Source organism: Microbulbifer mixtoriginis (SeqCode), assembly GCF_052466695.1.
Genome location: NZ_CP174285.1, coordinates 309,487 through 334,740, shown reverse-complemented (window position 1 = coordinate 334,740; position 25,254 = coordinate 309,487). Strand labels below are relative to the sequence as shown.

Below are 25,254 nucleotides of genomic sequence, written 5' to 3'. Positions count from 1 at the left end.
GGACGGCTCTACGGAGTAGAAACACAACTGTAGAAACCCTGTAACCCCTCTGCTTCTGTAGATACTCTTATCTGAGCTTCCCAGCTGCCATCTTAATTTGGATAGAGGCCCCGCAGCATTTGCCTAGGGGCCAAACATCTAGAGCCTTTTTGGCGCTAAGTTATTTCTTCACCTCAACTAGCAAACGGCTTGCTCGCGGCGCAACTCACTGCGCGCCGACTCTTTAGAGCCTCGCCGCAGATCAACCATGCGCGCGATAAACCAAATAAACGCTTCCACTTGGCCATTTAACACACAGCCTCCTTCGCAGATGCTCTTAAGCAGACTTTGTACATCGGAGGAGTGCAAGGCGGAAACAGCCCCGCTGCTTTTAAGAAGAATTGAACACGTAGGCAGACCGGAAATTTCATGATCGCTCAAGGTGACATTGCCGTCGTAATACAAAATCCTTACTGGCTCTGACTGGTCAGAAACACGAATGGATAAAGACAAGTTTGGCGTTGGACCAGAGCGCTTGGCCAGTGATCGTTTAAGATAGCTGGAAAAACTATGAGCCCAATCTTCTACTTCGGACTGTGCAGAGTTTGAATCCATCGATTGCTCTTTACTAGCCACCAATGAGCTATCAACTTCCCGCTCCGCCTCAATCAAAGCTTCAACAGTTTTATCGACATCCTCTTTCGTGTGGGCTGCCGAGCAAATAAGCCGGAGTCGGCCACGCCCACTCTCCACTATGGGATAGGTAACCGCTGATGTCTGAACACCACGTTTATATAATTCCTGTACTATCGCAAACAGCTTGTCTTTGCTACTAAAGTGCGGCGTGACAATAGGCCCATCCCCTGTTCCCAAATCATAGCCAGCTTGTTCGAAGCGCTGCCGCATATAGCGTGTCGTATCCCAGAGCCGCTCCCGTAAACCATCATCAGTACTGAGCCTGCGCAAAGCAGTCAATGCCGCGGCAATATCTGCAGGACTGATCGAAGCCTGGAAAATGTAAGCTCTGGATGATGATCTCAAAAGATCTACATATTCTTCCTTCGCCGCAATAACGCCACCGAGGCTACCAAGTGCCTTACTGAGCGTTGTCATAATAAAGTCTACTTGATCGGTAACTCCCTGAGCGGCACAAATGCCCGCGCCACCTTCACCATAAAAACCGAAAGAATGTGCCTCATCTACCAAGACAAGCGCGTCATATTTCTTGGCCGCGCGGACAATTTTGGCTACCGGTGCGGCGCCCTCTCCCATGCTGTATACGCCCTCCAGAACAACCAGGACCGTTCGGTATGGGGATACCTCCGACTCAAGCACAGACTCCAGGTCGGCCACATCATTATGTTTAAAGGTCCTAATCGTGGCACCACAAAGACGAGCACCATCCACAATAGATGCATGACAAAGCTGGTCGATAACCACTACATCGTCTTTACCAAGAAGCCCTGCAACCACTCCAACATTAGCGGTATAACCTGTTGGGAACAGGCAAGCGCTCGGCTTTCCGACCAGCTGTGCAAACTCGGTCTCGAACTCCAGGTGAAGATCTGTGAGGCCTGATGCTGCCGCAGAGGTCCCCATACCAGTACCAAATTTCGCTACTGCGGAAGCGGCCTCCTGCATAACTTTCTTATCTCGGTTCAGGCCAAGATATAGATTGGTGGTCCAGATTATTGCTTCCTGTTCTTCATCGTTGTAAACATCACTCACCGTGCCATGAGTGGCGCTACCTGTGCGCAGGACTTTGCTGTAGGGATTTCTGCGCTGGTCGTTCACCATATACATGACTTCCTGCACCAGCTTACTCTTATCCAGTGCAGACCAGGACGGCGCTTTTGCAGCCTGGAATGTAGGATGGCTGGACTGGATATGCGATTGGAAGCTGGCAAGTGAATCCGATGCAGTGCGGTTCACTTTTTCATCCGAACCCTTGGCTTCGCCATCACTCAAAGTACCGAGGATGTAGTTCACTAGGGCATTAGGAGTGGCGTAATTAATAATCGCCTGGGAAGCAACCGAGCGACCCAAGTTGTTACTCAAACGTCTGGCCAATTCCAGAGTTGTGAGGGAATCGAGGCCGAGACCAGAGAAGGACTGTTCTGGAGATACTTCTTTCGGATCAGGAAAATTCAGGAGAACGGCCACCTCTCTTTGAATAATCGATAATAAGATGCTTTGCTGCTCTGAGCTGGAACCAATCAGGCGCCGCATCAAGTCACTGGAATTACTCACTGTATCAACACTTAATTCCAAACCAGCATAGCCCTCCTCTAGCTCCATAAGCTTTTTGCGATCGAGCTTATCGTTGGGGAGCATAGGTAATACCTCTAGGTGCCTCACAATTTGCGGGACCATATATTTTGGAAGTCGCTGTGCCAGGAACTCTTTAACGGCTATATCTGTTACCGTTTTATCCTGGTTAACAATATAGACCGCGAGCATTTTCTGGCCAATACCACCATCTACGGCGGCCGCTGCAGCAGCATCAATACCCGGCATAGCCTCAAGCGTCGACTCTATCTCCCCAAGCTCAATGCGGAACCCCCTGACCTTAACCTGCTGGTCGATTCGGCCAAGAAATTCGATCTCTCCATTTTCCGCCCACTGACACAGGTCCCCAGTTTTATATAAACGGCTATCTTGGATGAGGTCACTAGATTCTATTTCGATGAAACGCTCTTTAGTGAGGGCTTCGTCATATAAATAACCTCTTGCCAGCTTACCTCCTGCAAGATACAACTCACCGGCTTCTCCTGAAGAAACGGGTTGCATGGACTCATTTAAAATATAGGCACGGGAGCCTGGTACTGATTTTCCAATTGTGATCGACTTAGTGCCAGGCTTAATTTCGGCAATGGTCGAGTACACGGTATCTTCGGTAGGACCATAGGCGTTAAACAACCGCAGCCCTGGCCTCAAGGTATAAACTTGATCAACCAGAGACCGCTTTAATGCCTCTCCACCAAATACAAGACACTGAAGTCCAGCTGGCAACTTCTCGGAAGCTAATAATGTCTGCATTGCGGAGGCGACAGATACGCAAGTTCTGACTTGATCTGCTGCCGGATGGTTTGGTAATTCCAGAATATTCTTACCCAGTATTACTGTGCCCCCAAGTGACAAGGTACCGAAGATTTCCATTACAGAAGTATCGAAACAGACTGAGGCCCCTGCAAAGACCCCCCGGAGTTCTTCCTCACTGAACAATTCATCCATAGAGTGGCACATGGCCACAATACACCGATGCTCAACCGCAACACCTTTTGGCTTGCCGGTAGAGCCAGAGGTATAGATCACATAGGCCAAGTCACTGGCTGATGGCCCCGCTGAATCAGCTAGAAATTCTTTGCCTTGAGCACTCACTCTGTTGAGCCAGATTAACTCACCCACTTCGCGACATAGGTCCGCAGAGCCATCACTATCCACGATAGCTGTCACAGCACCTGAATGTTCCAGCATGTAACCCACACGATCTTGAGGGTAAGCTGGATCCAAAGGTACATAGGCACACCCTGCTCGCATTACGCCAATTAAAGTTGCCACAAGCTCCCAGGAGCGCTTCATGCATACCCCCACCAAGGCGCCGGGTTGAATATCCCGGCGCTCAAGCTCCGCCGCAATCGCGCCGGCCCGCTGCAGCAGGCACTCGTAGCTCACTCTGACCTCCCCATCAATAATCGCTATGCGATGAGGAGCTGCTTTCATTTGCTGTGCAATCAAGTGGCAGATTGAAATATTGAACTGGGATCTTATTTTGGAGTTTTTAACTGGACTACTCACAGAATCTTACCTTTTATCTTTATTAAAGATCTGGAAATTAACTTTCAATGCAAATTAATGTCTTTCAAACTTGGTCAAGTTTCTTACTTTTTAGAGCTCCCCTAAATTTAAAACCAAACACACAAGTACAAATATTTATTTGAACCTTACAAAAAGTGTAACACTCAAACTGATACTAAATTCTCTATTTAGAGAAGTTTTTAGCTTACACCAAAGCTTCATCTTTTAAATAAGTACCTCCAAGAACTCTAAACCAACAAACAAACGCTACGCAGACAAAAGCTCTAGCAAGTAAATTGTTGAGTTATCTTTCAGGGGAAAACTTGATAAACAAGCACCTAAAACCCTTCCCTCGCAACCCTGCAGATCAACCTTAATATAACCACCTTATATTTATTTTTTATTGCCAAAGAAATTTATACGACTGCACCCACAGTTAAAAATTCACTAGAAAATGATTCACTCTCATTGAGCATTCAAATAAATGGTACATGCATGCCTACCTGCATTTCGAAAATGTTCACAGAGAGGAATAACAACCAGAAAAAAGGCACCTTAAGTGCCATCAAGATTAAGCGGTTTATTTACAGCTTACTAAGAACAAATAAAGAAAATAAAATCAGACCCCGCGTATCGAAAGGTTTGAGAAGATCGCCATTGACCGCAATGATCCTAATAGCACCCCAATCCCTCCTATTACTCCCTGGACAGCACGATACGATACTTGGGATTGCCCGACTTCAAATGCTTAAAAGCTTCTTCTATCTGGCTCATAGGATAAATTTCCACCTGCGGCCTGATCTGATGGTGTGCGACAAAGTCAAGCATCGTTTCAATGGCTGCAGGGCTGCCCACTGGAGAAGCTGAGATATCGCGCTGGCCAAATATCATGGGGAAGAGGGTAAACTGGATTGGATCCACAACAGCACCGACAAAATGCAGGCGCCCTTTTGGTTTTAAAGCCTGAATATATAAATCCCAATCCAGATTGACATTGACCGTGGAGATTATGAAATCGAAACTCATGGAGGCTGATTTAATTTCCTCCGGATCACGTGAATTCAATGTCTTGTGAGCACCGAGAGACAAAGCTTCGGTGCGCTTATGCTCACTGGAAGTAAATGCCGTTACCTCACAACCCCAGGCATTCAAAAACATCAAGGCCAAATGCCCCAGACCTCCTATACCAATCACCCCCACTTTAGCCGTCGGTTGAATATCAAACTGTATCAGAGGGTTAAACACCGTAATGCCGCCACACAGGAGAGGCCCAGCCGAAACTAAGTCTACTCCCTCTGGAATAACCACCAGGCTACCCATATCTGCACGAACTTTATCGGCAAAGCCCCCGCCGGTAAGAGTGGTAAAGCGAGCTTCGGCACACAAATTTTGATCGCCCCGCCGGCAGTAGTGGCAGGTCTCACAATAGCCGGAATTCCAACCCAGGCCGACAACCGTACCGGGCTTAAAGTGCCCGGCCTGCTCTCCCGCAGCCAACACCCGTCCAATCACTTCATGACCCGCAACCATGGGGAACTTGGACACCCCCCACTCATCCTCAATCATGCTGAGATCACTGTGGCAAATACCACAGTAGAGCACCTCCAACTCCACCTCTGTTGCTCCCAGATCCCCCACTTCTACCTGATACGGTTTAAAGGGCCCGCCGGCTTGCATAACCCCATAGGCATTAATGGTAGTCCCACTGGTCATAACCTACTCCCGTGGTATTCACTGAAGATCAACCCTGTGCATTCGGCCTAAAAAGCCGCGGCTAAGAAGAATGAAAAAAAAGAGCCGGGGGTTTCCCGGCCCAAGCCAAGTCCTGTGAGGTTGCCGAATATCAGAGGACCCACGAGAAAACCTGGCTAACTCCTGTGAGGGGAATTAATTGAGCACGCGATATCCGCGCCCGCGCAGACAGTTCTTGATAATCTGCTGGGCTTCTGCACCGGCACTGCCAGCACCAGAGAGACCACCCACCAGAGCGCCCGCTCCAGCACCTGCCGCCGCTGCGCGACTGCTATCACCAACAATAGCGCCCAGCGCGCCGCCCACTACAGCACCGCCCGCAGCACCGGTTAACCCCCGGCGCCCCTGGTCGCTGTAGGTGGAATAAGCAATCCCCTTACACTCAGAGAGGTCGATTTGATACTGGTTCATATTGACACCCCAGGTATCAATCACAATGCCACCGGCACCAGGTACCTGTTCCGGTTGAGCAGCACAGCCAGCTAATAGAGCTATGCAAAATCCTGCAGTTGCGCTAATACCAGTTTTCATCGGTCACCTCTTACAGCCTGAGCCTAGAGATTGCGTACATGTCACGCTTTTCATCTTTAGGTTTAGCTGTTGGTTGAAGATGGCGCCAGTCGACAGTGAGAAAAAGCGAAGAAAAGAGTGACCAGATAGCCTAACAATCGGAATTTGATATGGCTTTCGAACCTGCCAAAGCCATTGTGATTGCCTGGAGGAAAAAGTTAAGAGGTCTTCAGGGAGCCTTCAAGGAAAGGGGCCTACCTGCCAAGCAAAAGCTTAAAAACAAGCTCTCACATAAAAATTCACCCGTGAACAGAGTTCAAACTCTTTACCGATAAGCGGGATTAATAGCGCGAGCCAGGTAACTAAATCCCGGCAATATCAATGCCCAAATTAGAGACAGGATCATCAGTGATTGCCACAGGGGCTGACCCAGCTCTACGGTGCCATTCAGAAAAGCGCCGGTGTAATAGCTAAAAGGACCAAAAAAACCACCCAGTAACACTGCCAACCACAAATTACGCTGCAAAAACACCAAGCTGTAACGCAATGTCATCGCAAAGTTCAACCATAAACACACCAGCCAGATGGGTGGCCAAGAAATACCGCTGAGATTTTGCAAGACACCTAAATGGAATAGAATGGAATCCACCCCCACACCAAATAGAAAAACACCCCCCAACCACAAAGGCTCCCTACGCAGGTTTGCCACAAAAGTTAAGTGGATGAACAAATTGATCAAGGTAAAGGGCACTACAATCCAGGGGCGTGCGACAATCACACAGAGAGGCCAGGCAATATCAAATAATAAAGCGTTGACTATCAACCGCCACATATCAGCCGATAAGAGCGCGTGGCTTGGCGAAGACGAACTGAGCAGTACTGATCACCCGCTGCATAAAGCCGCCCTCGCAGTAACACAAATAGAATTCCCACATGCGGATAAAGCGATCGTCAAAACCCAAATTACGCACTTGCGGCAGCTGATTCAAAAATGCTTTGCGCCAATGTTGCAAGGTACGCGCATAGTCTGCAGCAATATCCTCTAACCCCACAATCTGCATATCGGTAGCCGTGGCAATCTGCTGGGCAATCACTTGATTGGATGGCAGACAGCCGCCGGGAAAAATATAGTGCTGGATAAAATCAATATCTTTGCGATATTGATGGTAGCGTTGATCCGAAATGGTAATGGCCTGCATCAACATCAGGCCATCCTCTTTAAGCAGGCGCCCACAAATTGAGAAAAATTTGTGGTGGTATTCGTGCCCTACTGCCTCAACCATTTCAATAGAGACCAGTTTATCAAAGCGTCCCTCTAAATCCCGGTAGTCCTGTAGCAGCACGTGTACTTTATCTTGCAGTCCTTCACGCTCCACCCATTGGCGAGCGTATTGATATTGTTTTTCAGAAATAGTCGCAGTGGTTACCTGGCATCCGTAGTGTTTTGCCGCATAAATGGCCATGCCCCCCCAACCAGTGCCTATTTCTAGCAAGTGGTCGCCGGGCTTTAATTGCAGTTTTTGGCAGATATGCTCCATTTTATGGATGGAAGCCTGGTACAAGGTTGTCTGCTCTGAGGGAAATATCGCCGAAGAGTAGAGCATGGTTTTATCGAGGAATAACTGAAAAAAATCATTTCCCTGATCGTAATGTGCAGCAATGTTTTTACGCGAGCCACGGCGGTTGTTACTGTTGAGACAATGCAGGGCACGCAGCAGTACACGGGGCAATTTACTCCAGCGGCTATCCATACTTTCAATCAGGGACATATTGTCAACCATCAGGCGAATGACATCCAATAAGCACGGGGAGTCCCAAACCTTTTCCATATAGGCTTCACCGGAACCAATAGTGCCGTTTAACAATACCTGTACATAGGCAATGGGATCCCGCACACGAATATGCGCCCGAACTTTTGCCTGTTCAATTGGTTGACCAAAACAGTAATGGCTATCCCCTTCTTCAATCAATAGATGGCCGCGCTCTATCACTTGCATCTTGCCCAAAACCAGCTTGCGGGCGAGCCTGATCAACCAGGACTGGCTCTCTCCTTCGACAATAACCTGTGAAGATTCTTTTGCATTCATAAACGCTTCTCCCCTCCCTGGACTTCACCCCTGCCACCGGGATGGGCATAGACAGGTGTGCGCTTGAACCATAATTTCAGCGCCTGCCAATAAATTGTGGCAATCACTTTTACGGTCATAAATGGATACTGGATCAGGATACGATTGAGCATGTCACCACTCAGCTCACTGCGGCGCAGACTGAGAATGGCATCAAATAAGGGGCGCTCTTCCTGCTCCTCATCGCTTAAATCAAAATTCTGTAAATAAGCGGTTAGGCGACCGCCGGGAGTAATACTTCTCCAGCGATATCCCTGGGAAATCGGCATAAATGGGGAGACGTGAAAAGTCTTTGCAAAAGCTACTTTCTGTACACGAGCCCCAGAGCGGCAATCGAGTACATAGCTATGACGCTCCTTCCAGGGAGTATTATGAACATCCAGTAATAGCCAATGCACTTCCCTGCCCTCGGCATCAAAACAGTAATAAATACTGATGGGATTCATGTTATAGCCAAAGTAGCGCCAATTAGCGAGCACGCGTATGGGACCTTGCGGGCGCTCTCCCGCAACCCGCTCAACCCTGAGACATACAGCCTCTTCGACACTGAGTTCTGGATCGCCAAAAAAATCCTCGCGACGAAATCGAGCCGGTGCCCAGGGCTTTTTGGACCACCAGCGCGATAACGAGCAAAAATCATCCAGCTCCGCCAAATCTAAATAAACCATAAACACTTTGTAGCGGAACTGATTTTGACGGGGCGCAAAACGACGGTGCTGAACCCAACCAGTATAAATAGCGCTCTTCATGGCCGCGCCCGCAACGATAGCCTTTGGCTTTTCCTTCACCAATCAACCCCAAGCCATTTGGCAACCCGCAGCGCACTGCATACCCCATCTTCATGAAAGCCGTTGGCCCAGTAAGCGCCACAAAACCAGATACGATTCACTCCATTTATCCTCTCCCACTGCTGTTGGGCACGATTACCCGCCACAGAAAACTGGGGATGCGCGTATTCAAAGCGAGCGAGAATTTTTTTGGGGTTGATACGCTCCTCAGCATTCAGGGTGACACAATAGGTTTTATCCGTTGCCAGTCCCTGCAGGATATTCATGTTGTAAGTGAGTACCGGCAGCTCATCGCTTTCGGCACGCAAGCGGTAATTCCAGCTGGACCAACTGCGCCTGTGCTGTGGTAATAAAGTGGAATCGGTATGTAGAGCCACACTATTGCACGCGTAGGGGATGGCACTGAGCAGTTGTCGCTCCAAATTAGAGGCATCTTTAAGGCATTCCAGCGCTTGATCCGAGTGGCAGGCAAGGATTACCTGATCAAACGTCAGCTGCTCCCCCTTACTGGTCACTAGCTCTACGCTTTGCTCCTTGCGCCAGAGGGATTTCACTTTAGTGGAGAGCCGAATCCTGTCGGCATAAGGCGCACTCAGGGCAGGAATATAAGAGCGAGAGCCCCCTTTAATCACGCGCCACTGTGGCCGCCGCAGCAGATTGAGCAACCCGTGATTGAAAAAGAAACGCACAAAAAAACTTACCGAGAATTCCAGCATCTGCGACACACTGGCCGACCAAATTGCCGAACCCATGGGCACCAGATAACGGTTGGCAAATTCGGCCGAATAGCCATTTGCCGGTAAATACTCCCCCAGAGTCAGGCCCTCGTGAAGACGCCCCTCGCGCCAATCTCGCATAGCAGTGCGATTAAACCGCACTATATCCCATAACATGCGCCAGTGGCCGGCACTGAGAAGATTGGAGCGCTGGGAAAATAATGTATTGAGATTGTTGCCGGCATACTCATAGCCCTCCCGATCACAGCGCACACTGAAACCCATAGAGGTTGGCTGGGATTCGACACCCAGTTCATTGAGTAAACGAATAAAGTTCGGGTAGGTCCAGTCGTTATACACGATAAAGCCAGTATCAATAGCCAGGGTTCGTTTGCCTTCTTCCTCTACATCAATAGTCGCAGTATGCCCCCCCAGGCGGTCCTGTGATTCAAACAAGGTAATCTCGTGCTTGCGACTCAAAAGATAAGCCGCCGTCATGCCGGCAATTCCACTCCCGACGATGGCAATACGCATCAACTCTTCCTTAAGGTACGAATCCTACTTATTTTTGGTGTGCAAAAACGAAACCAAAGAGAACGGAAAAATCCGAGAAAACGCAGTGGCAGGCTCAAGCGCAAAGGAAAATCGATTATGGATTTTCTGCGAGCCAACCCCACCTCAATATACTCCGCTGCTTGCTCCGCGCTAATCAAAAAAGGCATGTCAAAGTCGTTCTGCGCGGTAAGCGGGGTGTCGACAAAACCAGGGCGGATCAACACGACCTTGAGATTGGTATGACAGACATCCCCACGTACCGATGCCAGAAAATAATCCAGCGCGGCTTTGGAGCTGCCATAAGCCTCTGCCCTGGGAAATGGCACTAGCGAAGATAAGCTGCCCAATGCGGCAAAAACCGGAGAAGCACTGACAGCCAGCAGCGGTAAAGCACAATGCAATGTATTCACTACACCAAAGAAATTGGCATCAAAAACCCGCCGGTACATTGTGGTATCAAGCTGTAAATCATCGTCGTACTCACAAGTGCCAGCACAGGCAATCACCGTATCCAGATGATCGGTTAAATCCTTGAGGCGCTCGAAGGTAGAGGCCATACCGCGGTCGTCGGCCACATCGCAATCGAGTATGCGAATATGTGTGGGAGCGAGCTGTTGCAGCTCTTCTAGCGCTTCACGCCGGCGTCCACTGGCAATTACAAAGTTATTATGCTCGGCAAGGCGCAAGACCAGGGCGCGGCCAATGCCGGAACTGGCTCCAGTAACCCATAGTGTCCTGTCGCGAATCTCCGTCACCAGTCAGCCCCGCTCCAGACGCAACTTAATCCTGCGCAATAGGGAACCCAGCAGGGGCACCTGCTCGTACACCATTGCCCCCATGTCATAGAAATCTTCGTGATAAAACACTTTGTCGGAAAAGCGCACCAAACTACAACCGCGTAAACGCAGCGGCCGGCCACCCTTCAAAGACTGGTGCGCATAGTGCATATACCAGGGCAGGCAAGCACTATCCCGGGTAATGGAAGCCTCCTCAAAGCGAAAGCGACACTGGGTAAGGCCGTGGCTCATATCAGAGAAATAGGCCTTGAGGGCGGGGAGCCCCTCGATTCGGTGCAGAGGATCGCGAAACACAATTTTGTCACTGTACATATTTGACAGTTCCGCCGGGTCTCTAACCAAAAAATCCCGATAATAAGACTGGACTTCTTTTACCAATGTGCGGCTACTCATTTTCCCTTCCACTGTATTCCGCGGCGCTACCCCTCTGATTTACGTTAGCCTGCCAATGGCAGATCACAGCGCCAAAATAAAAATAACCCAATCCATTTAGTGCGCAGATGCGTAGTAAGGATCGACACAACATTAGAGAGCGCTAATATGGCGCATAGGCAAAGACAAAACGGCAATGGAATTGCGGTGAAAGCTTCCCAGGACTACAAGGATGACTGGAGCAGGCTGCTAACGCAGGTTGGCGCTCAGCGCGACCGCCAGGCGTTTGAGCGTGTTTTCCGACATTTTGCCCCGCTCATTAAGGGCTTCCACCACAGCCGCAGTACCCAGGCCCTCAACGCCGAAGCGGCCGATGAACTGGTGCAGGAAGTTATGCTCAAGGTATGGCACAAAGCCCCCCGCTTTGACCAGGGCAAGGCCTCGGCCAGCACTTGGATATTCACTATTATGCGCAATTGCCGTATTGACATGCTGCGCCGCAACCAGCGCCATCAAAATCGCGACAACGATGTTGATGTGGCCGATATTTGGGATGAGAACCTGGAAAGCCAGCCGCTGCTGTTCTTACAACACAAGCGCAACGAGCGCGATATTGCCGATGGACTCAGCGCCCTGCCCGCTGAGCAGTGCCACATTTTGGAAAAGGCTTATATGGAGGGAAAATCCCACAGCGAGATCTCCGAAGAATTGCGCCTCCCCCTCGGCACGGTCAAATCCAGGGTGCGCCTGGCCATGAAGAAATTGCAAGCTCGATTCGTCAGGTAAACGTCCAATGATTCGCCATCACCCGGATGAAAACCTTCTGTTGGAATACGCCTCAGGCAGCTTGGCCAGGGGCCCCAGCCTGGTTGTTGCAGCCCATGTGCAGATGTGTGCTGATTGCCGATCCCAGTTGCATACCCTGAACAATCTCGGTGGCTCCCTCCTAAATGGGAGCCCGGCGCAGCCATTGCAAGCCAACGCCTTCGAGCGCCTGATGGAACGCATCAGCCAGATTCCGGAGAAAATCCTCCACAAAAGTGAAGAAAGCTCCACCCCGGCCCCAGTCAGCAGGGAACCGGCTATGGACCACTTACCCAAAGTGTTAAATAAATTATTGGCCAGCAATCCAAACAGGCGCTGGAAGACCCTGACTCGCAACCTACAAATATGCCGGCTCAAGTCTGGACAGAGAGAGTATGAAGTGGCTTTTCACAGCCTGCGCAGCGGCAGCGGACTACCGAAACACGATCACCGTGGGCGGGAATTCGCCCTGGTACTGCACGGCAGCTTTTCCGATCACAACGGTATCTATGGGCGGGGGGATTTCGTCCTGCGCGAGCCGGGGCAGGTACACAGGCCCATCGCCACTCAGGACATGGACTGCCTGTGTTTTTCCGCAGTAGAAGCTCCGGTTTCACTCACTGGAGTCCGCGGTCTGTTTCTCAATCCGCTGATCCCCTTTCGGCCGGGTTAGACCCGATAGATTTTGCCTCCAGGTACACGGTAAGAAATATCACTGGCGTCCCTGCCATACATCCATTCCTTACTTATTTCCGATGCACTATTTCCGTTGCTTACCCAGGGGCTCAGGAAACCGCCACCGGCGCCTGCTCCTTGTTCCCCGCGGTAAACTGGCTGAATAACTGCTGCCAGCGCTCCTGTACCTGGGCAAATTTCTGCTCACGCACATGCCCGTAACCGCGCACTTGCATAGGAATTGCCAGCAATTCCTGGGCTTCGGCAAGATTTTCAGCGCTCAGCTGAGCCGCTACCGATTGTACCGCTCGCGCCACCTGGCGTGCCCAGTCCCGTTCGGCGCGGCGCTCTTCGGTGTAGCCAAACACATCCAGCACGGAACCACGCAACGCTTTACCACGCGCCAACAATGGCATTAAGCGGCCCATCCAAGGGCCAAACTGCATCTTGCGCACCCGGCCACTGGCATCGGGGCGTGCCAGCAATGGCGGGGCCATATGGAACTTGAGGGAATAATCACCGCTAAAAGTCTCGCGCAACTGACGCTGGAAATCCTCGCCGCTGTACAGGCGCGCTACCTCGTACTCATCCTTATAGGCCATGGCTTTGAACAAGCTGTTGGCTGCAGTGCGGGTCAATTCCCCCGTCGTGCCGGCAAGAGCCAGCTCCGCTCGGTATAAATGCTCGATACCCTGTGTGAACTGGTGAGCGTAAGCGGCATTTTGATATTCAACCAGCTCGCGGCTCAAACGCGCGATCAATTGCTCCACAGATTCCTGCGGCTCGATCATTTTTACGGGCTGCGCCGGTACCGCCAGCTTTTCTATCGCCCTCGGATCCGTCGCCAACAAGCGCCCTGCACGGAATGCGCGAAGGTTATTTTCCACCGCCACACCATTCAGTTCGATGGCCCGCTCCAGTGCCGCCTCACCAATTGGCAGCAGTCCCTTCTGACAGGCGAAGCCCATAATCATCAGGTTGCTGGCAACCGTATCGCCAAACAGTGCCTGTGCGTACTTATTCGCATCGAAGGCGAAATACTCGGCACAAAGGGACTCAATACTCTGTTGGGTGGCATCCGCCGGGAAAGCTAGTTCGTTGTCTCGCACAAAGGCCGCCACCGGCACCTCGGCCGTATTCACCAGCGCACGCATTTTGCCCGTGGCAAATTTCGGGCGCTGGCCCGCAGCGGTGACCATATCGCAACCGAGCAGCAGCTCAGCGGCGCCATCGCGGATACGCGCAGTAGTAATGGCTTCCGGGCGTGCACCCACTTTTACGTGGGCGACCACCGCACCATTTTTCTGTGATAGGCCGGTGAAATACAGCGTGGTACTGCCCTTGTCTTCCAGGTGCGCGGCCATACCCAAAAGTGCCGCCACAGTGAGTACACCGCTGCCGCCGATGCCGGCCACCAAGATGCTAATAGGTTGTTCCAGGGCTGCCACCGGCGCTGGCGGCAAATCGATAATGGCAGAATCCAGGGACTCGGCCAGAGACTGAACCGGCGGTTTTTTCAGCTCACCACCCTCGATGGTGACAAAACTGGGACAGAAGCCATCGGCACAGCGCATATCTTTGTTACAGCTGGACTGATTGATCTGACGCTTGCGGCCATAGGGGGTTTCCAGGGGCTCCACGGCGATACAGCTCGACTGCACACTGCAATCACCACAACCCTCACACACGCGCTGGTTAATCAGTAGGCGCTTGGGCGGATCCACCATCAGTTTTTTCTTGCGGCGCCGGCGTTTTTCTGCGGCGCACACCTGCTCGTAAATAATGGCGGTGACACCCGGCGTTTCACGCAGACGGCGCTGGACGGCATCCAGCTCTGAACGGTCTAACACTTCCACTTTCGCCGGCAACTGGCCGCGGTGCTGATGCCAGTGATCGGGGTTTTCACTGAGCAGAACCACCACCCCAACGCCTTCTGCCAGCAGCTGCGCGGCCAGACTTGGAGCGTTTACCTCGCCATCGGCAGGCTGGCCACCGGTCATAGCCACCGCATCGTTGAGAAGGATTTTGTAAGTGATATTGACCTTACTGGCGACTGCCTGGCGAATCGCCAATAAACCGGAGTGGTTATAGGTACCATCTCCCATATTTTGGAAAATATGCTCGGCATTCGAGAAGCGGTGCAACCCCACCCAATGGGCGCCTTCACCGCCCATATGGGAGTAAGTATCGGTGCGCAGCCCCTTGCCCAGCGCCATGATATGACAGCCAATGCCGGCGCTGCCGAGGCTGCCCTCCGGCAGTTTGGTGGAAGTATTGTGGGGGCAGCCAGCGCAGAAAATTGGCTCCCGCGCCAACAGGCCTTGTGCTCGCTGAGGTACATTGCCTCCCAATTTTTCTGCCAGGGGGATCAAACGCTGTGCGAGGTCAGTATCTGCCAGCCAGCGGGTAATCGCCTTGGCCACCTGATCTGGTCCAAAACCCCAGATCGCCGGCAGCAGATCTTCACCATTGAGGTCCTTCTTACCGACCACTTTCGGGCGGCGGTTGTCCTCCCAGCCATACAGCAGGTTCTTCAACTGGTCTTCCACCAGCGGGCGTTTTTCCTCCACCACCAGCAGCCGTTCCATACCGTCGGCAAACTCACTGATACCGCGAGGCTCCAGGGGCCATGACATCGCCACCTTATAAATGGCAATGCCCGCCTGGCGCAGATCTTCCTCGCTCAGGTTGAGCAGTTGTAACGCTTCCAGCAGGTCCCCATGGGCCTTGCCCACAGTCACGATTCCAAAGCGCTTGCGCTCGCTTTCATGCGTTGTTTTATCCAGGCGATTGACATAGGCAAAGGCCTGCGCCGCCGGCAAACGCTCCTCCAGCATACGGCGCTCGTACTCCAGGCGCTCAGCGGGCCAATTCAGGTGTGGGTCATAATTCAAGCCATGGGCAGGAATGGGGAAGTCCGCCGGAATAGTGAACTGCGGCAAGCTTGGAACCACCAGAGAGGCACCGGCCTCTACCGTTTCGGTAATGGCCTTGAACCCTACCCACAGACCGGAAAAGCGCGAAAGTGCAATACCAGCGAGACCGAGAGTGAGATACTCGTCGATACTGGCGGGAAACAGCAACGGCATCATTACCGATTCAAAAATCTGATCGGTGTTGTGGGAAAACATGGAGGACTCAGCGGTGTGGTCATCGCCACACAATGCCAGCACACCGCCGAGTTTGGCGGTACCCTGGATATTCGCCTGGCGAAATACATCTGCGGTGCGATCCACCCCGTGGCCCTTGCCATACCAAATGGAAAAGACCCCATCGCGGGTAGCCTGCTCTCGGTAGTGATCGACTAGCTGGGTACCCCAAATGTTGGTGGCCCCAAGGTCTTCGTTAATACCCGGTTCAAAGTGGATATCGTGCCCAGCGAGTAGCTTCTTATGACGCCAGAGCGCTTGGTCGTAACCGCCGAGAGGGGAGCCCCGATAGCCGGAAATAAAGCCCGCAGTATTCAGGCCAGCCAGCTCATCCATACGTTTCTGCATGAGCGGCAGGCGCACCAGCGCATCAATACCAGTCAGAAAGACTCGGCCAGAATCACGAGTAAATGCGGCTTTGAGAGAATACTCGGTATCAAAGCCCAGCTCCTGATCGCCTTCGACCATTGCCATGGGTACCACCTATTAATTCATTATTGCTTTTCTTTTGCCCGGTTTGATGACGATAGCCACGGTGCCACATTTCTCTCGGCACAAACTGAAACAGCTCAAAGCCAAACCGAAGCATCTGCTTACTAGCCGCTAAAATTAACACCGCCCGGCCGGGCAGGTCATACCAAAATAAGCCTGGCTAGGGCATAATACGGACACAACTCGCTAAAGATCACAAACTACCAGCAACAATTCACTCAAAAAGTCAGTTTTTTAGGGATTCATCGAATAGGCCCTACACGGGGGCGCCACTGTAAGAGACGCAGAATCTACCCCTACACGTAACCACCTTCCTAGTTTGCAAGTCGGTTACAGGAAAGCTGAGTGAACGAGTAGGTGGTGGCTAGTCACTCAGCACAGATCTAGTGAGCGGATATTGATAACAAAGAATAAACGGTTTCACGGCGCAGTCATAAAACAGGATAATTGCCCAGAAAGGACTCAACCGGGATGTTTTGTCATACCGGCATGGCAGTGAAGCAGCCGGATAATCCGGTGTTCGTTCAGAGAGAAGAGATACGGAAAAAACCATGGCCTATTTACTGGATGCCATCGATAAAAAAATCCTGGAGATCCTCCAGGAGGATGCCACTATTCCCAATATTGAGCTGGCAGAAAAAGTCTGCCTTTCCCCCTCGCCATGCTCGCGGCGGGTCAAAAATCTCAATGAACAGGGATTTATCAAGCGCGCCGTGACCCTTTTGGAGCCCGAAAAAGTAGGCCTTCCAGTTAGTGTCTTTATTCAGGTAACCCTCAACCACCAAGTGAAAAAAGAGCTACAGGATTTTGAATCTGTTATCGGCCAATGGCCGGAGGTTATGGAATGTTACTTAATGACCGGTGACTTCGACTACCTGCTCCGCGTGGTTGTTCCCAACCTACAGGCCTACCAGGAATTTCTCGATAAAAAACTGACGGAGTTACCGGGTATTGATCATATTAAGAGTAGCTTTTCCCTAAAACAGGTACGTTACCGCACTGAATTACCGTTGGATCAGTTGTTGGAAAAATAAATTAGACAGAAATACCCTCCTGCCACTGTCCTGATAAATTTTTAAGGCAATCCTCCAGTTTAAAGCGCCTGAGTTATACCCGGGCGCTCTCGCGATGCAGATCGTTTATTAATCTTGCTCTTGTTAATGGGGTCCATCAGGCTAACTCATTGAGAGACAGACTCTCATAGATCATTGAATTATCAATATACTTGGTCTGGGAAAAGCTATCCGCAAAAAAGAATATGAATAACTGGTGTTTTAAGGGAAGTCATTGAAAGCAATAATCAGAAAGATCTTACTGGCCACGTCAATTGCAGGCGGCTCTATTGGAAGCATTATGGTTGCAGCAGATACCATGATTTCACGAGAATTAACATTCAATAAAGCAATTGGTAGCAGCCTAGTATTTGCCTTTTTTGTATACTCAGTATACGCGGGCATAAAATTTTTGAGATTCCCTTCAAACATTAAGCACCTTGAGCGGGTTTTTATCGCACAGATCCCCTGGATCACATCTCCTACTCTGAGTTTTAAACTTGCCACCGGAGTAGGCGCATCCTTTTTATTGATATATCCACCCTTCAGTGATACATATCGCCTGAGCATCGGTGCTGAATACTCACTCTCCCCATTAAGTGAACAAACCTGGGGGATTGGAGTAAACTTGGCCGCTATCAGCTTCTTGGCCCTTATCAGACTTTACAAAGAGTAAAACCTTAAGGCATAGAAGCGCAGACCCAAGCTATTAGCGCTCTCTAATTCAGAGAGTGAAAAGTTAGAAATAAATAATAAAGTTTATATACCAAAGATGAAGCACTCACTAGAAAAACCTAAAGAAACTGTCCTCTTTCTTCATGGTGCACTTGCCGATGAAAGAATGTGGGAACCACACCATCGTATACTCGCAAAAGAATACAGGGTTGCTTCTCTTACCCAAAGACATTTTGGTGTTGATAATAAAGGCTCGAGTGGAAGTTTTGGCATTGAAACTCATGCCAATGATTTAATTAATTTCTCAGCCACGCTTGGCGATGGCCCCATTCACTTGATCGCCTGGTCTTATGGTGCTGATGTTGCCTTAAGCGCAGCGATAAAAGCCCCCAAATTGTTCAAAAGCTTATTTGTCTATGAGCCAGGTTATCCAGGACACCTGGATAGCAAGAAAATGGAAGCGTTTATGCAGGATGCCGAAGCCATGTTTGGCAAGGTATTTGAAGCGGTTGCCAATAGTGAGCTGGAGGAGGCTGTGACGTTTCTAATTGATGGCTCCGGGAACAGAGCTGGCTACTTCTCTTCACAAGCACCAGCGCTTCGGGCCCAGCAACTGGAGAATGCTCACACCCTGCCCTTGCAACTCTCTCAAACTGAAAAGCCCTGCCTGGATAAAGAGCACCTGTCGACAATCCAAATCCCCACTACGATTGGATACGGCAGTAATACCAGAAATCTCTTTCAGATAGTATCCAAATCTGCTGCCAGTCACACTCCTTCATCTAAATTATTGCAAGCGTCTTCAGAAAATCACATGTTGCCAATAGAAAATCCAGAAAAGTTTTGCCTGTATATTAAAGAGCACCTTTCAAAGAATTAACATTCAATCATCAATAAAATAAAAAGGAGTGGTGAAACCACCACTCCTTTTGTATCAATACAAGCCTAATCTTTCTTACATATCCGCGCCTCGGAATACCAATTACCTGCTTGGCAAGTTGCCCCTTGCTCACAATGTGCATCGGTTCTGCAATAGCACTGACCGTCAGCATTACATTGGGGCGTTAGGTAATTCTCAAGAGGGTCTTGGCCACTAACCCGCTGCCAGAATGGATTGGTAAAGACATTCTCAGGATCCAATTCCGCCTTGGCATCAAGGAACTGAGACCATTTCGGGAAGCGCGAGGGCATATCCTCAAAAATAGCCACCGAATTCTTACCCCAGTGCGGTCTGGCGCCATATTTGCGCAGCGACATCTGCTCAATTTCCAGGTTTACAAAGTAGTTTTTAGGCACCGCCTCACCGCGCTGGCGCAGAGTATACTCGATACCTACAAAAGCGGTGTCGCGCCCAGCACTCATTCCCAGATAGCTATCGGAGGCCTTACCAAAGCGGAAGTAAATACCATTCAAGGGGAAGCAGGTGCGCTCACTGTGGGCAATAATCTGGCGCACATCGGCAATCCAGTTGGGCAGCTCCTCAAAAGGTATGGCCACTTCCTGCAAGGCAATCGGCAACTTATCCCAGACACAATTGTTCGGCTCTTTACAGACAAAATGCTGCATCAGATCCGCGTGCCCCGTGGGCTTGATGAATTTCTTTAGACCGGTATTTACATCGCGGAAATAAGAACTGGAGCGGGCCGTATAGCGCAGAGATGCGGCAAAGCACTGCAGAGCAGCACTGTCGGCTTCATGCAAGCTATCAAAAATCAGGCCAAAGAGATACTCGGAAAAATCCGAGACATCAGCTTGAGCGTTATAAGCATTGCCCCGGGTGTCCAAAGGAACCTTATTATAAGTAGTAACCGTATAGCGGCCGAGACCTGGGAACCAGGCAATATTTGCGGAGTGGTTATCCCGAGCCAAGCCCAAAATGACATTCTCCAGATCGCTGTCATCCCGGTGTCCCTTCACTTTGGCTTGTACCTTGTAGCCGGGTTCGGCTTCAATAGTCACTTCCACCACAACCCCCAAAACACCAAGGTTAACCCGCGCAGCATTGAGTAGTTCACCAGTGATTACACGCAGATTCCCCTTGCCATCAACGAGCTTTATCTCGGTGACATAGTCAGAAATCATATTGCTTTTCTGAGTAAAGGTGGATCCATGAGTGCCGCTGCCGAGCATCCCGCCAATCGAGAAGATCGCCAGCTCAGTAACCATCGGTACACTGAGTTCATGCTCACGCAAATAGGCTGCTAGATCATTAAAACGCATACCAGCTTGAACAGTTACCAAGCGGTTTTCTTTATCCAGGCTAACCACCTGGTTCATATTTTCCAGAGTGATTTGCACTTCGCCGTTGCCCGCACAAGCCGCGTCTATCTGGCTGTTAAAGCGCCGGGTACCGGTCATGACCTTACGCCCCTGAGCGGCAGCATCGCGCACTATCGACTGTACCTGAGCGATTGTTGAAGGGTCATGAATAACACCGGGAAAACAATCCTGGGTGTCCTGATAGTTTTTCAAAACCTCAGGCACATCAATGGGGGGAGGTAACTGCTCCGCCGAAGCCCCCGCAGCAAAAAACAAACCTGCCGCACACAAGAAATTGGTAGCCCGGCGCAACAAATGACTTCGCCCGGAGAGAAGTGGATGGTACATGCCTTTGCTTCCTTGTTGTTGCATTATTGAGTTGTTGTATTTCAATTAATGAAAAAATTAACCAAATCTAGGTAATAGCTCCCGATCGATTATTTCCTGAACATTGCGACTGTGATCAGGCGCTTTACTGCGCAGGAAATCCCCGTATCCAGAACGGTAAGCCATAGCTGGACGGCGACCTATAGAGGGCACCCACAGGGCATGGTTGGTGGTAGCAAATTCCAAAGACTCACTGGCGAGGATACAGAGTGGCCCCCGGCTGAGTGCGGCAGCATCAAATATCCAGAACTCTTTACCGTTGGATTGCGCACTACTCGGATTTTTCCGAACAACCGCAGCAATTAGATAACCATCATTCTGCGCGGTGGATCCAGGCCGCGCCATAAACTGCGGGGTCCGCATCACACAATCATCGGGGAACTGATAAGCATCGGCAATTTGCATACGGGTGCAATCCATATGTACCAAAGCAGATGGCCTACTTTGCTCGGGCATATCCCAATAACTATAAAAACGTTCTGGGTAATTGCGGTATGCCCAGGAAACGCGCATAGAAACCAAATCTGGGCGGTAGCCCACTGCAGCCCAATACAGATGCTCAAATGTCTCTGGAAACTGAAAGTGCCCTCGATAAGCTGGGTCATTCATATCCCAAAGAAGGTTTTCATCGCGGATAACCCGGTAATCGTCTTTGATTTCCCGTGCAAAGTTGGACGCTACCTGTATTCTAGCCCGCACCAGACCTCCAACATCCACAGGCGCCGCCGGATAACCGGACAACCACTTGGGCACTAGCCCGCCCTCTTGGAATATTTCATAACGGAACAGCTGTTCAGACTTGTCCATGGCTCCCATATACTGGCCATAGAGAGTGATTTCACCGGCGCTGTCGTCATAGTTGCAAACAATATCGGAGGTATCAAAACCCAGCTCCAGGTAGTCAGCAATAATATCCTCACGCCCAGGTACCATATCCGACTTGCGTATCACCCAACAGCGAGTCTTGTGCTCCTGCGGAAGCACAATATGGGTACCGAGAATACGAGTGGATTCGACCCTAGCCGCGGTCTCAAAAATAATGACATGGTTACGAGTAACTCCCAGGGAGTGGGAACTGGCCGCGATATAAGCGTTATTTCCCTGGCGGTCACGAATATTCCAGCTTTTGAAAGCCCCCCGCTGATCCCAGGAAATCAAGCGAATAAAGCCCGAGCGGCCGGAGTCACCCATATTGCCACCATAATTGATGGTAATGCACTCACCGGACTCCAAATCAAAGAAGGGGTGACCAGTAGTGCGAATTTGTGGGAACAACCACTTCTTTGGCGTTAGGTTATCCAACAGAGGAGGAAGACTGGATTCCCACTCTCCCACCTCACCAATAGGGGTTATCATTTCCAGAGTGGTTGCATCGAACTCATAGGGCACCCCACCCTCATAGCTCATCGCAAAGCGATTTTCCCCCATATAATTGGGGGCCGTATTGCAATAATTCATAAAGCCAAGATTTGGGCTGGAATAGATAGTTCCCCCCAGCAAATTAAACTTATCGAAACCACTCAAATCTTGCTCCTGCATAATTGCAGAGGCGGTTCTGATCATTTTTCGGGTATAAGCCACACTGCCATTACTGGCTCTACCACTGAAATCCAACCGGGTAAGCGCACCTTTTCCATTTGGAGTCAAATGGTTAGGAGCGAGAGGAATCCCCTCGGCCATCAACAAATGGCCGGTAACATCATCAGGCAAGTTACCTTGAACCACCTTAAGGAAACCGGAAGAATCCTGCAGGCTGCCATGCATAATTGACTTTGGGAAGGTGGAATCCTCTAGGCGATTACTTGCCTGAGCTGTAGAACTGGTCATACCAGCCAGTGGCAGTGCCGATAGAGCACCTGCGGCTTTCAGAAGATCGCGACGTTTCATTATTTTCCTTGTAATAAAAACGGCCGACTGCTTTAACTGACCTTATGTTTATAAATTTAGCGCAATGTGTTCATATTTGACTTTTAACACCCTTTTCACCAAGCGATATATATTTATTATTTCCCAGCTTGGCGAGCACACCAAAGGTGAAAATATTTAAACCAGAGCGGCAGTTAATTATATTAAACCGCAAAAATCAAGAACGAGATGATGACACTGTTAACCAGTTTTTCCGTAAAGCATAAGCGCCCTACAGAACTAAACAGTCAGACAAAATAATATCAATAAAACATCCACTAAATCATATTTCCAAGTATTAACTCAGACGGAAATGAGAATCTTTTTCAGTACTTATTGTAATTCCGAACGTCTAGGCTAGAAAATCTCAAAGAGCCAAACTCTATTTTTATTACAACCACCACAACCCCCTAAATATTTACCACTAAAAAATCGTGCAACATAATGACGCCACAACGATTCATTCAGCCTTAAAAGCTAAAACAGGGAGTTTTTCACCACCAAACAAATATTTACATTAATCGGCATAGCATATGTTTCCCGTCCACGCTCAATGTTATAGAAGTATTATTTGTAGAAAGCTTGTTGAGGCACCCTTACAAAGTCCTAAATTTAAACGATGAGAGCGAATTAATATAAACCTTCCCACCTTAATACACACCGATTCCTCAGCCTATACAGGGCCCGATACAATCAATAAAAACCGCAAGGAAAATAGACATACAGAAGGCACCGAACCTTACAGAAAAATAAGGACTATAATTCCAGCTTCAACCTCTCCCCATTAGAGTTATCTGAAAATCCTTCCCGACGATAAAAATCTGCTGTCCTGCTCCACTTGTCTTTCTCTGGTGTACTCACCTCCAAACGTGGCCACCCCTGCTCTCTTGCAAACTGAACCACTCGGTCCAGCATTTTTTTCCCAATCGACTGACTTCGGTATTCAGGCTCTACGTAAAACTCTTCAATTACGCCATAATACCCTCCAGCATAAATAGCTGCAGACCTGGAAACGGTAATAACAGCAACAATCTCACCCTCAACTCTATAAAGAAAAGCATTATAAGCACTCTCCCTTACCAGCAGCTTGTTACTTGCCTCAATGAGTTGATCAGGTTTGATTTCACGCTTATGCCCCACCAAAGCCATTAATAGCTTGGCAACTAGATGCGCTACTATATCGGCATGCCTTGGCGTGGCAGTTATTATTTCACCCTGCATACTTCTACTCCCTGAATTTATTTACCAAAAAAAAAGAATCTTCAAAGGCTTTTAAATGTGATCACATTTTCAGGCTATCAGCCAAAAGCACTTATAGCAAGGGGAAAGAAATACTGCCCCTGAAATCAATGATCAGCGAAAGGAGTATTTTTCAGAACAAGGGGAAAGACGGTAACCAAAGCTTCTCAGGAATTACCTTCATACTGAGCAGCTGAAACCAATTTATTTATTCCCTCAGCTTAAAAAGTTAGAGAATACTTTGAAATGGGGCCAGGGACAGTTAAGCGTATTGGAGAACAAAAAGCCTATCTTATTGAGCCAAGTAAAACAGGGAAATATCACAAAGACACAAAAAAAGCTCCCACTTGAGGAGCTTTCACAACCATCAATACTTATCAGTCCCAGCGATTAAATACCACATGCATTCCGTGGTTGTCATCACTAACAAATACGAAATAACCTGCATTGGTGTGCCTGGAAGCACATATTTTAGTACCGCCAGAGGTCTCGGAACACTCCATTTTATTGGCTTCAATACCTATCGTTTCATAGGCACATTGATTAGATTGTCCCGCCAGATTTTGCACCAGATCACGTGTAGTTCTAGCCAACACAAATCGATAATCACCAAAGTAACGGTAATTATAGGCATCCAGGTAATACGCCTGGGAATCCACACCAGACTTTAGAAGGTCTGAGTAACACTTCGCAGGATTGGCCATCCACAGCATGTCCATGTCATTAGAGGTGTGAACTGCAGGCCAGTTTTGCTGGTCATGCTTGGAAAGGACTACATTGGTGGAATCAACATAGTCTTTTACAACAACATAGTCACCTTCATCACTTTCTATACGGCAAACTGGCGCGCCACCGATAAAATCATCACACTGTACATCATCTAATGTGATTTGAGTGGTCGAAGTGATACAGCTAGAGGCAAAGTTTTTTGCCCAGTTTTTCACCGCGGTAACGGCATACTCGCGCTTATCTTCAATTTCATAGTAGAAATCTGAAAAAATGCGATACACCTCACGGTCATTTGTATTGCTCTGAGTCGCAGCCTCGGAGCATTGGCTAAAATTCGGCAAATCAAACGTTGTGTTGGCCTGTGCAGGAATAGCAGCAGCAACAGCCATAGCTACTACAGATAAGGATGCAATGGTTTTCATTCGAAATCCTCCATGAACTTACTCTCTCAAAATCGTCGCGGATTCTAGCAAAGGGAAGCCATCGAATGAAACA

Annotated in this window: 19 protein-coding genes; 5 read left to right on the top strand and 14 right to left on the bottom strand. The window is 49.5% G+C overall.

Annotation, left to right across the window (positions count from 1 at the left end; genetic code table 11):
* Window positions 1-177 precede the first annotated feature (177 nt).
* The 9 genes from ACJJI0_RS01420 to ACJJI0_RS01380 form a co-directional block, all read right to left on the bottom strand.
* Complete coding sequence (locus tag ACJJI0_RS01420; RefSeq protein ID WP_444884341.1) at window positions 178-3,702, bottom strand: amino acid adenylation domain-containing protein; 3,525 nt, start codon at window positions 3,700-3,702, stop codon at window positions 178-180.
* A 771-nt stretch (window positions 3,703-4,473) separates the two neighbouring features.
* Window positions 4,474-5,490, bottom strand: coding sequence for an NADPH-dependent aldehyde reductase Ahr (ahr, locus tag ACJJI0_RS01415; RefSeq protein ID WP_444884340.1), 1,017 nt, complete (start codon window positions 5,488-5,490; stop codon window positions 4,474-4,476).
* A gap of 174 nt (window positions 5,491-5,664) precedes the next feature.
* On the bottom strand, window positions 5,665-6,060 hold the full coding sequence (locus ACJJI0_RS01410; RefSeq protein WP_252082282.1) for a YMGG-like glycine zipper-containing protein: 396 nt from the start codon (window positions 6,058-6,060) through the stop codon (window positions 5,665-5,667).
* Window positions 6,061-6,364: 304 nt separating this feature from the next.
* Window positions 6,365-6,871: a DUF2878 domain-containing protein gene (locus ACJJI0_RS01405; protein ID WP_444884339.1), complete on the bottom strand. Its 507-nt coding sequence runs from the start codon at window positions 6,869-6,871 to the stop codon at window positions 6,365-6,367.
* Between the two features lies 1 nt (window position 6,872).
* Window positions 6,873-8,126, bottom strand: coding sequence for a class I SAM-dependent methyltransferase (locus tag ACJJI0_RS01400; RefSeq protein ID WP_444884338.1), 1,254 nt, complete (start codon window positions 8,124-8,126; stop codon window positions 6,873-6,875).
* Window positions 8,123-8,953 carry a DUF1365 domain-containing protein gene (locus tag ACJJI0_RS01395; protein ID WP_444884337.1) on the bottom strand — a complete coding sequence of 277 codons (831 nt, stop codon included), beginning with the start codon at window positions 8,951-8,953 and terminating at the stop codon, window positions 8,123-8,125. Before ACJJI0_RS01395 ends, ACJJI0_RS01400 begins: the two co-directional genes overlap by 4 nt.
* Window positions 8,950-10,203, bottom strand: a complete 1,254-nt coding sequence (locus tag ACJJI0_RS01390; protein WP_444884336.1) for an NAD(P)/FAD-dependent oxidoreductase — start codon at window positions 10,201-10,203, stop codon at window positions 8,950-8,952. Before ACJJI0_RS01390 ends, ACJJI0_RS01395 begins: the two co-directional genes overlap by 4 nt.
* On the bottom strand, window positions 10,203-10,979 hold the full coding sequence (locus tag ACJJI0_RS01385; RefSeq protein WP_444884335.1) for an SDR family NAD(P)-dependent oxidoreductase: 777 nt from the start codon (window positions 10,977-10,979) through the stop codon (window positions 10,203-10,205). The genes ACJJI0_RS01390 and ACJJI0_RS01385 overlap by 1 nt, the downstream gene beginning before the upstream one ends.
* A 3-nt stretch (window positions 10,980-10,982) precedes the next feature.
* Entirely contained in the window at window positions 10,983-11,414 is a 432-nt protein-coding gene (locus ACJJI0_RS01380; RefSeq protein ID WP_252082292.1) for a nuclear transport factor 2 family protein, read from the bottom strand.
* Between the two features lie 147 nt (window positions 11,415-11,561).
* On the opposite strand from ACJJI0_RS01380, the gene ACJJI0_RS01375 reads away from it, so the two are divergent.
* Both ACJJI0_RS01375 and ACJJI0_RS01370 read left to right on the top strand, forming a co-directional pair.
* On the top strand, window positions 11,562-12,179 hold the full coding sequence (locus ACJJI0_RS01375) for a sigma-70 family RNA polymerase sigma factor (protein WP_252082293.1): 618 nt from the start codon (window positions 11,562-11,564) through the stop codon (window positions 12,177-12,179).
* Window positions 12,180-12,186: 7 nt separating this feature from the next.
* A complete protein-coding gene (locus ACJJI0_RS01370) occupies window positions 12,187-12,870 on the top strand; it encodes a ChrR family anti-sigma-E factor (protein ID WP_252082294.1) in 684 nt (227 codons plus the stop codon).
* A gap of 112 nt (window positions 12,871-12,982) precedes the next feature.
* On the opposite strand, the gene ACJJI0_RS01365 is transcribed toward ACJJI0_RS01370, so the two are convergent.
* Window positions 12,983-16,495, bottom strand: a complete 3,513-nt coding sequence (locus ACJJI0_RS01365; protein ID WP_444884334.1) for an indolepyruvate ferredoxin oxidoreductase family protein — start codon at window positions 16,493-16,495, stop codon at window positions 12,983-12,985.
* A gap of 569 nt (window positions 16,496-17,064) precedes the next feature.
* Here ACJJI0_RS01365 and ACJJI0_RS01360 point away from each other — a divergent pair.
* The 3 genes from ACJJI0_RS01360 (at window position 17,065) to ACJJI0_RS01350 (ending at window position 19,120) form a co-directional block, all read left to right on the top strand.
* Window positions 17,065-17,547 (top strand): Lrp/AsnC family transcriptional regulator, encoded by a 483-nt coding sequence (locus ACJJI0_RS01360; protein ID WP_152456185.1) that lies wholly within the window; start codon window positions 17,065-17,067, stop codon window positions 17,545-17,547.
* A gap of 253 nt (window positions 17,548-17,800) precedes the next feature.
* Window positions 17,801-18,241, top strand: a complete 441-nt coding sequence (locus ACJJI0_RS01355) for a hypothetical protein (protein WP_444884333.1) — start codon at window positions 17,801-17,803, stop codon at window positions 18,239-18,241.
* Between the two features lie 96 nt (window positions 18,242-18,337).
* The gene (locus ACJJI0_RS01350) at window positions 18,338-19,120 is read left to right on the top strand and encodes an alpha/beta fold hydrolase (RefSeq protein WP_444884332.1); all 783 of its coding nucleotides are present in this window, start codon (window positions 18,338-18,340) and stop codon (window positions 19,118-19,120) included.
* A 65-nt stretch (window positions 19,121-19,185) separates the two neighbouring features.
* Here the strand turns inward: ACJJI0_RS01350 and ACJJI0_RS01345 are convergent, their stop codons facing one another.
* The 4 genes from ACJJI0_RS01345 to ACJJI0_RS01330 form a co-directional block, all read right to left on the bottom strand.
* Window positions 19,186-20,847 (bottom strand): D-arabinono-1,4-lactone oxidase, encoded by a 1,662-nt coding sequence (locus tag ACJJI0_RS01345; protein ID WP_444884331.1) that lies wholly within the window; start codon window positions 20,845-20,847, stop codon window positions 19,186-19,188.
* 57 nt (window positions 20,848-20,904) lie between these two features.
* The gene (locus ACJJI0_RS01340; RefSeq protein WP_444884330.1) at window positions 20,905-22,773 is read right to left on the bottom strand and encodes a carotenoid oxygenase family protein; all 1,869 of its coding nucleotides are present in this window, start codon (window positions 22,771-22,773) and stop codon (window positions 20,905-20,907) included.
* A gap of 774 nt (window positions 22,774-23,547) precedes the next feature.
* Window positions 23,548-24,012 carry a GNAT family N-acetyltransferase gene (locus tag ACJJI0_RS01335; RefSeq protein ID WP_444884329.1) on the bottom strand — a complete coding sequence of 155 codons (465 nt, stop codon included), beginning with the start codon at window positions 24,010-24,012 and terminating at the stop codon, window positions 23,548-23,550.
* A gap of 395 nt (window positions 24,013-24,407) precedes the next feature.
* Window positions 24,408-25,181, bottom strand: a complete 774-nt coding sequence (locus tag ACJJI0_RS01330) for a hypothetical protein (protein ID WP_444884328.1) — start codon at window positions 25,179-25,181, stop codon at window positions 24,408-24,410.
* Window positions 25,182-25,254 lie beyond the last annotated feature (73 nt).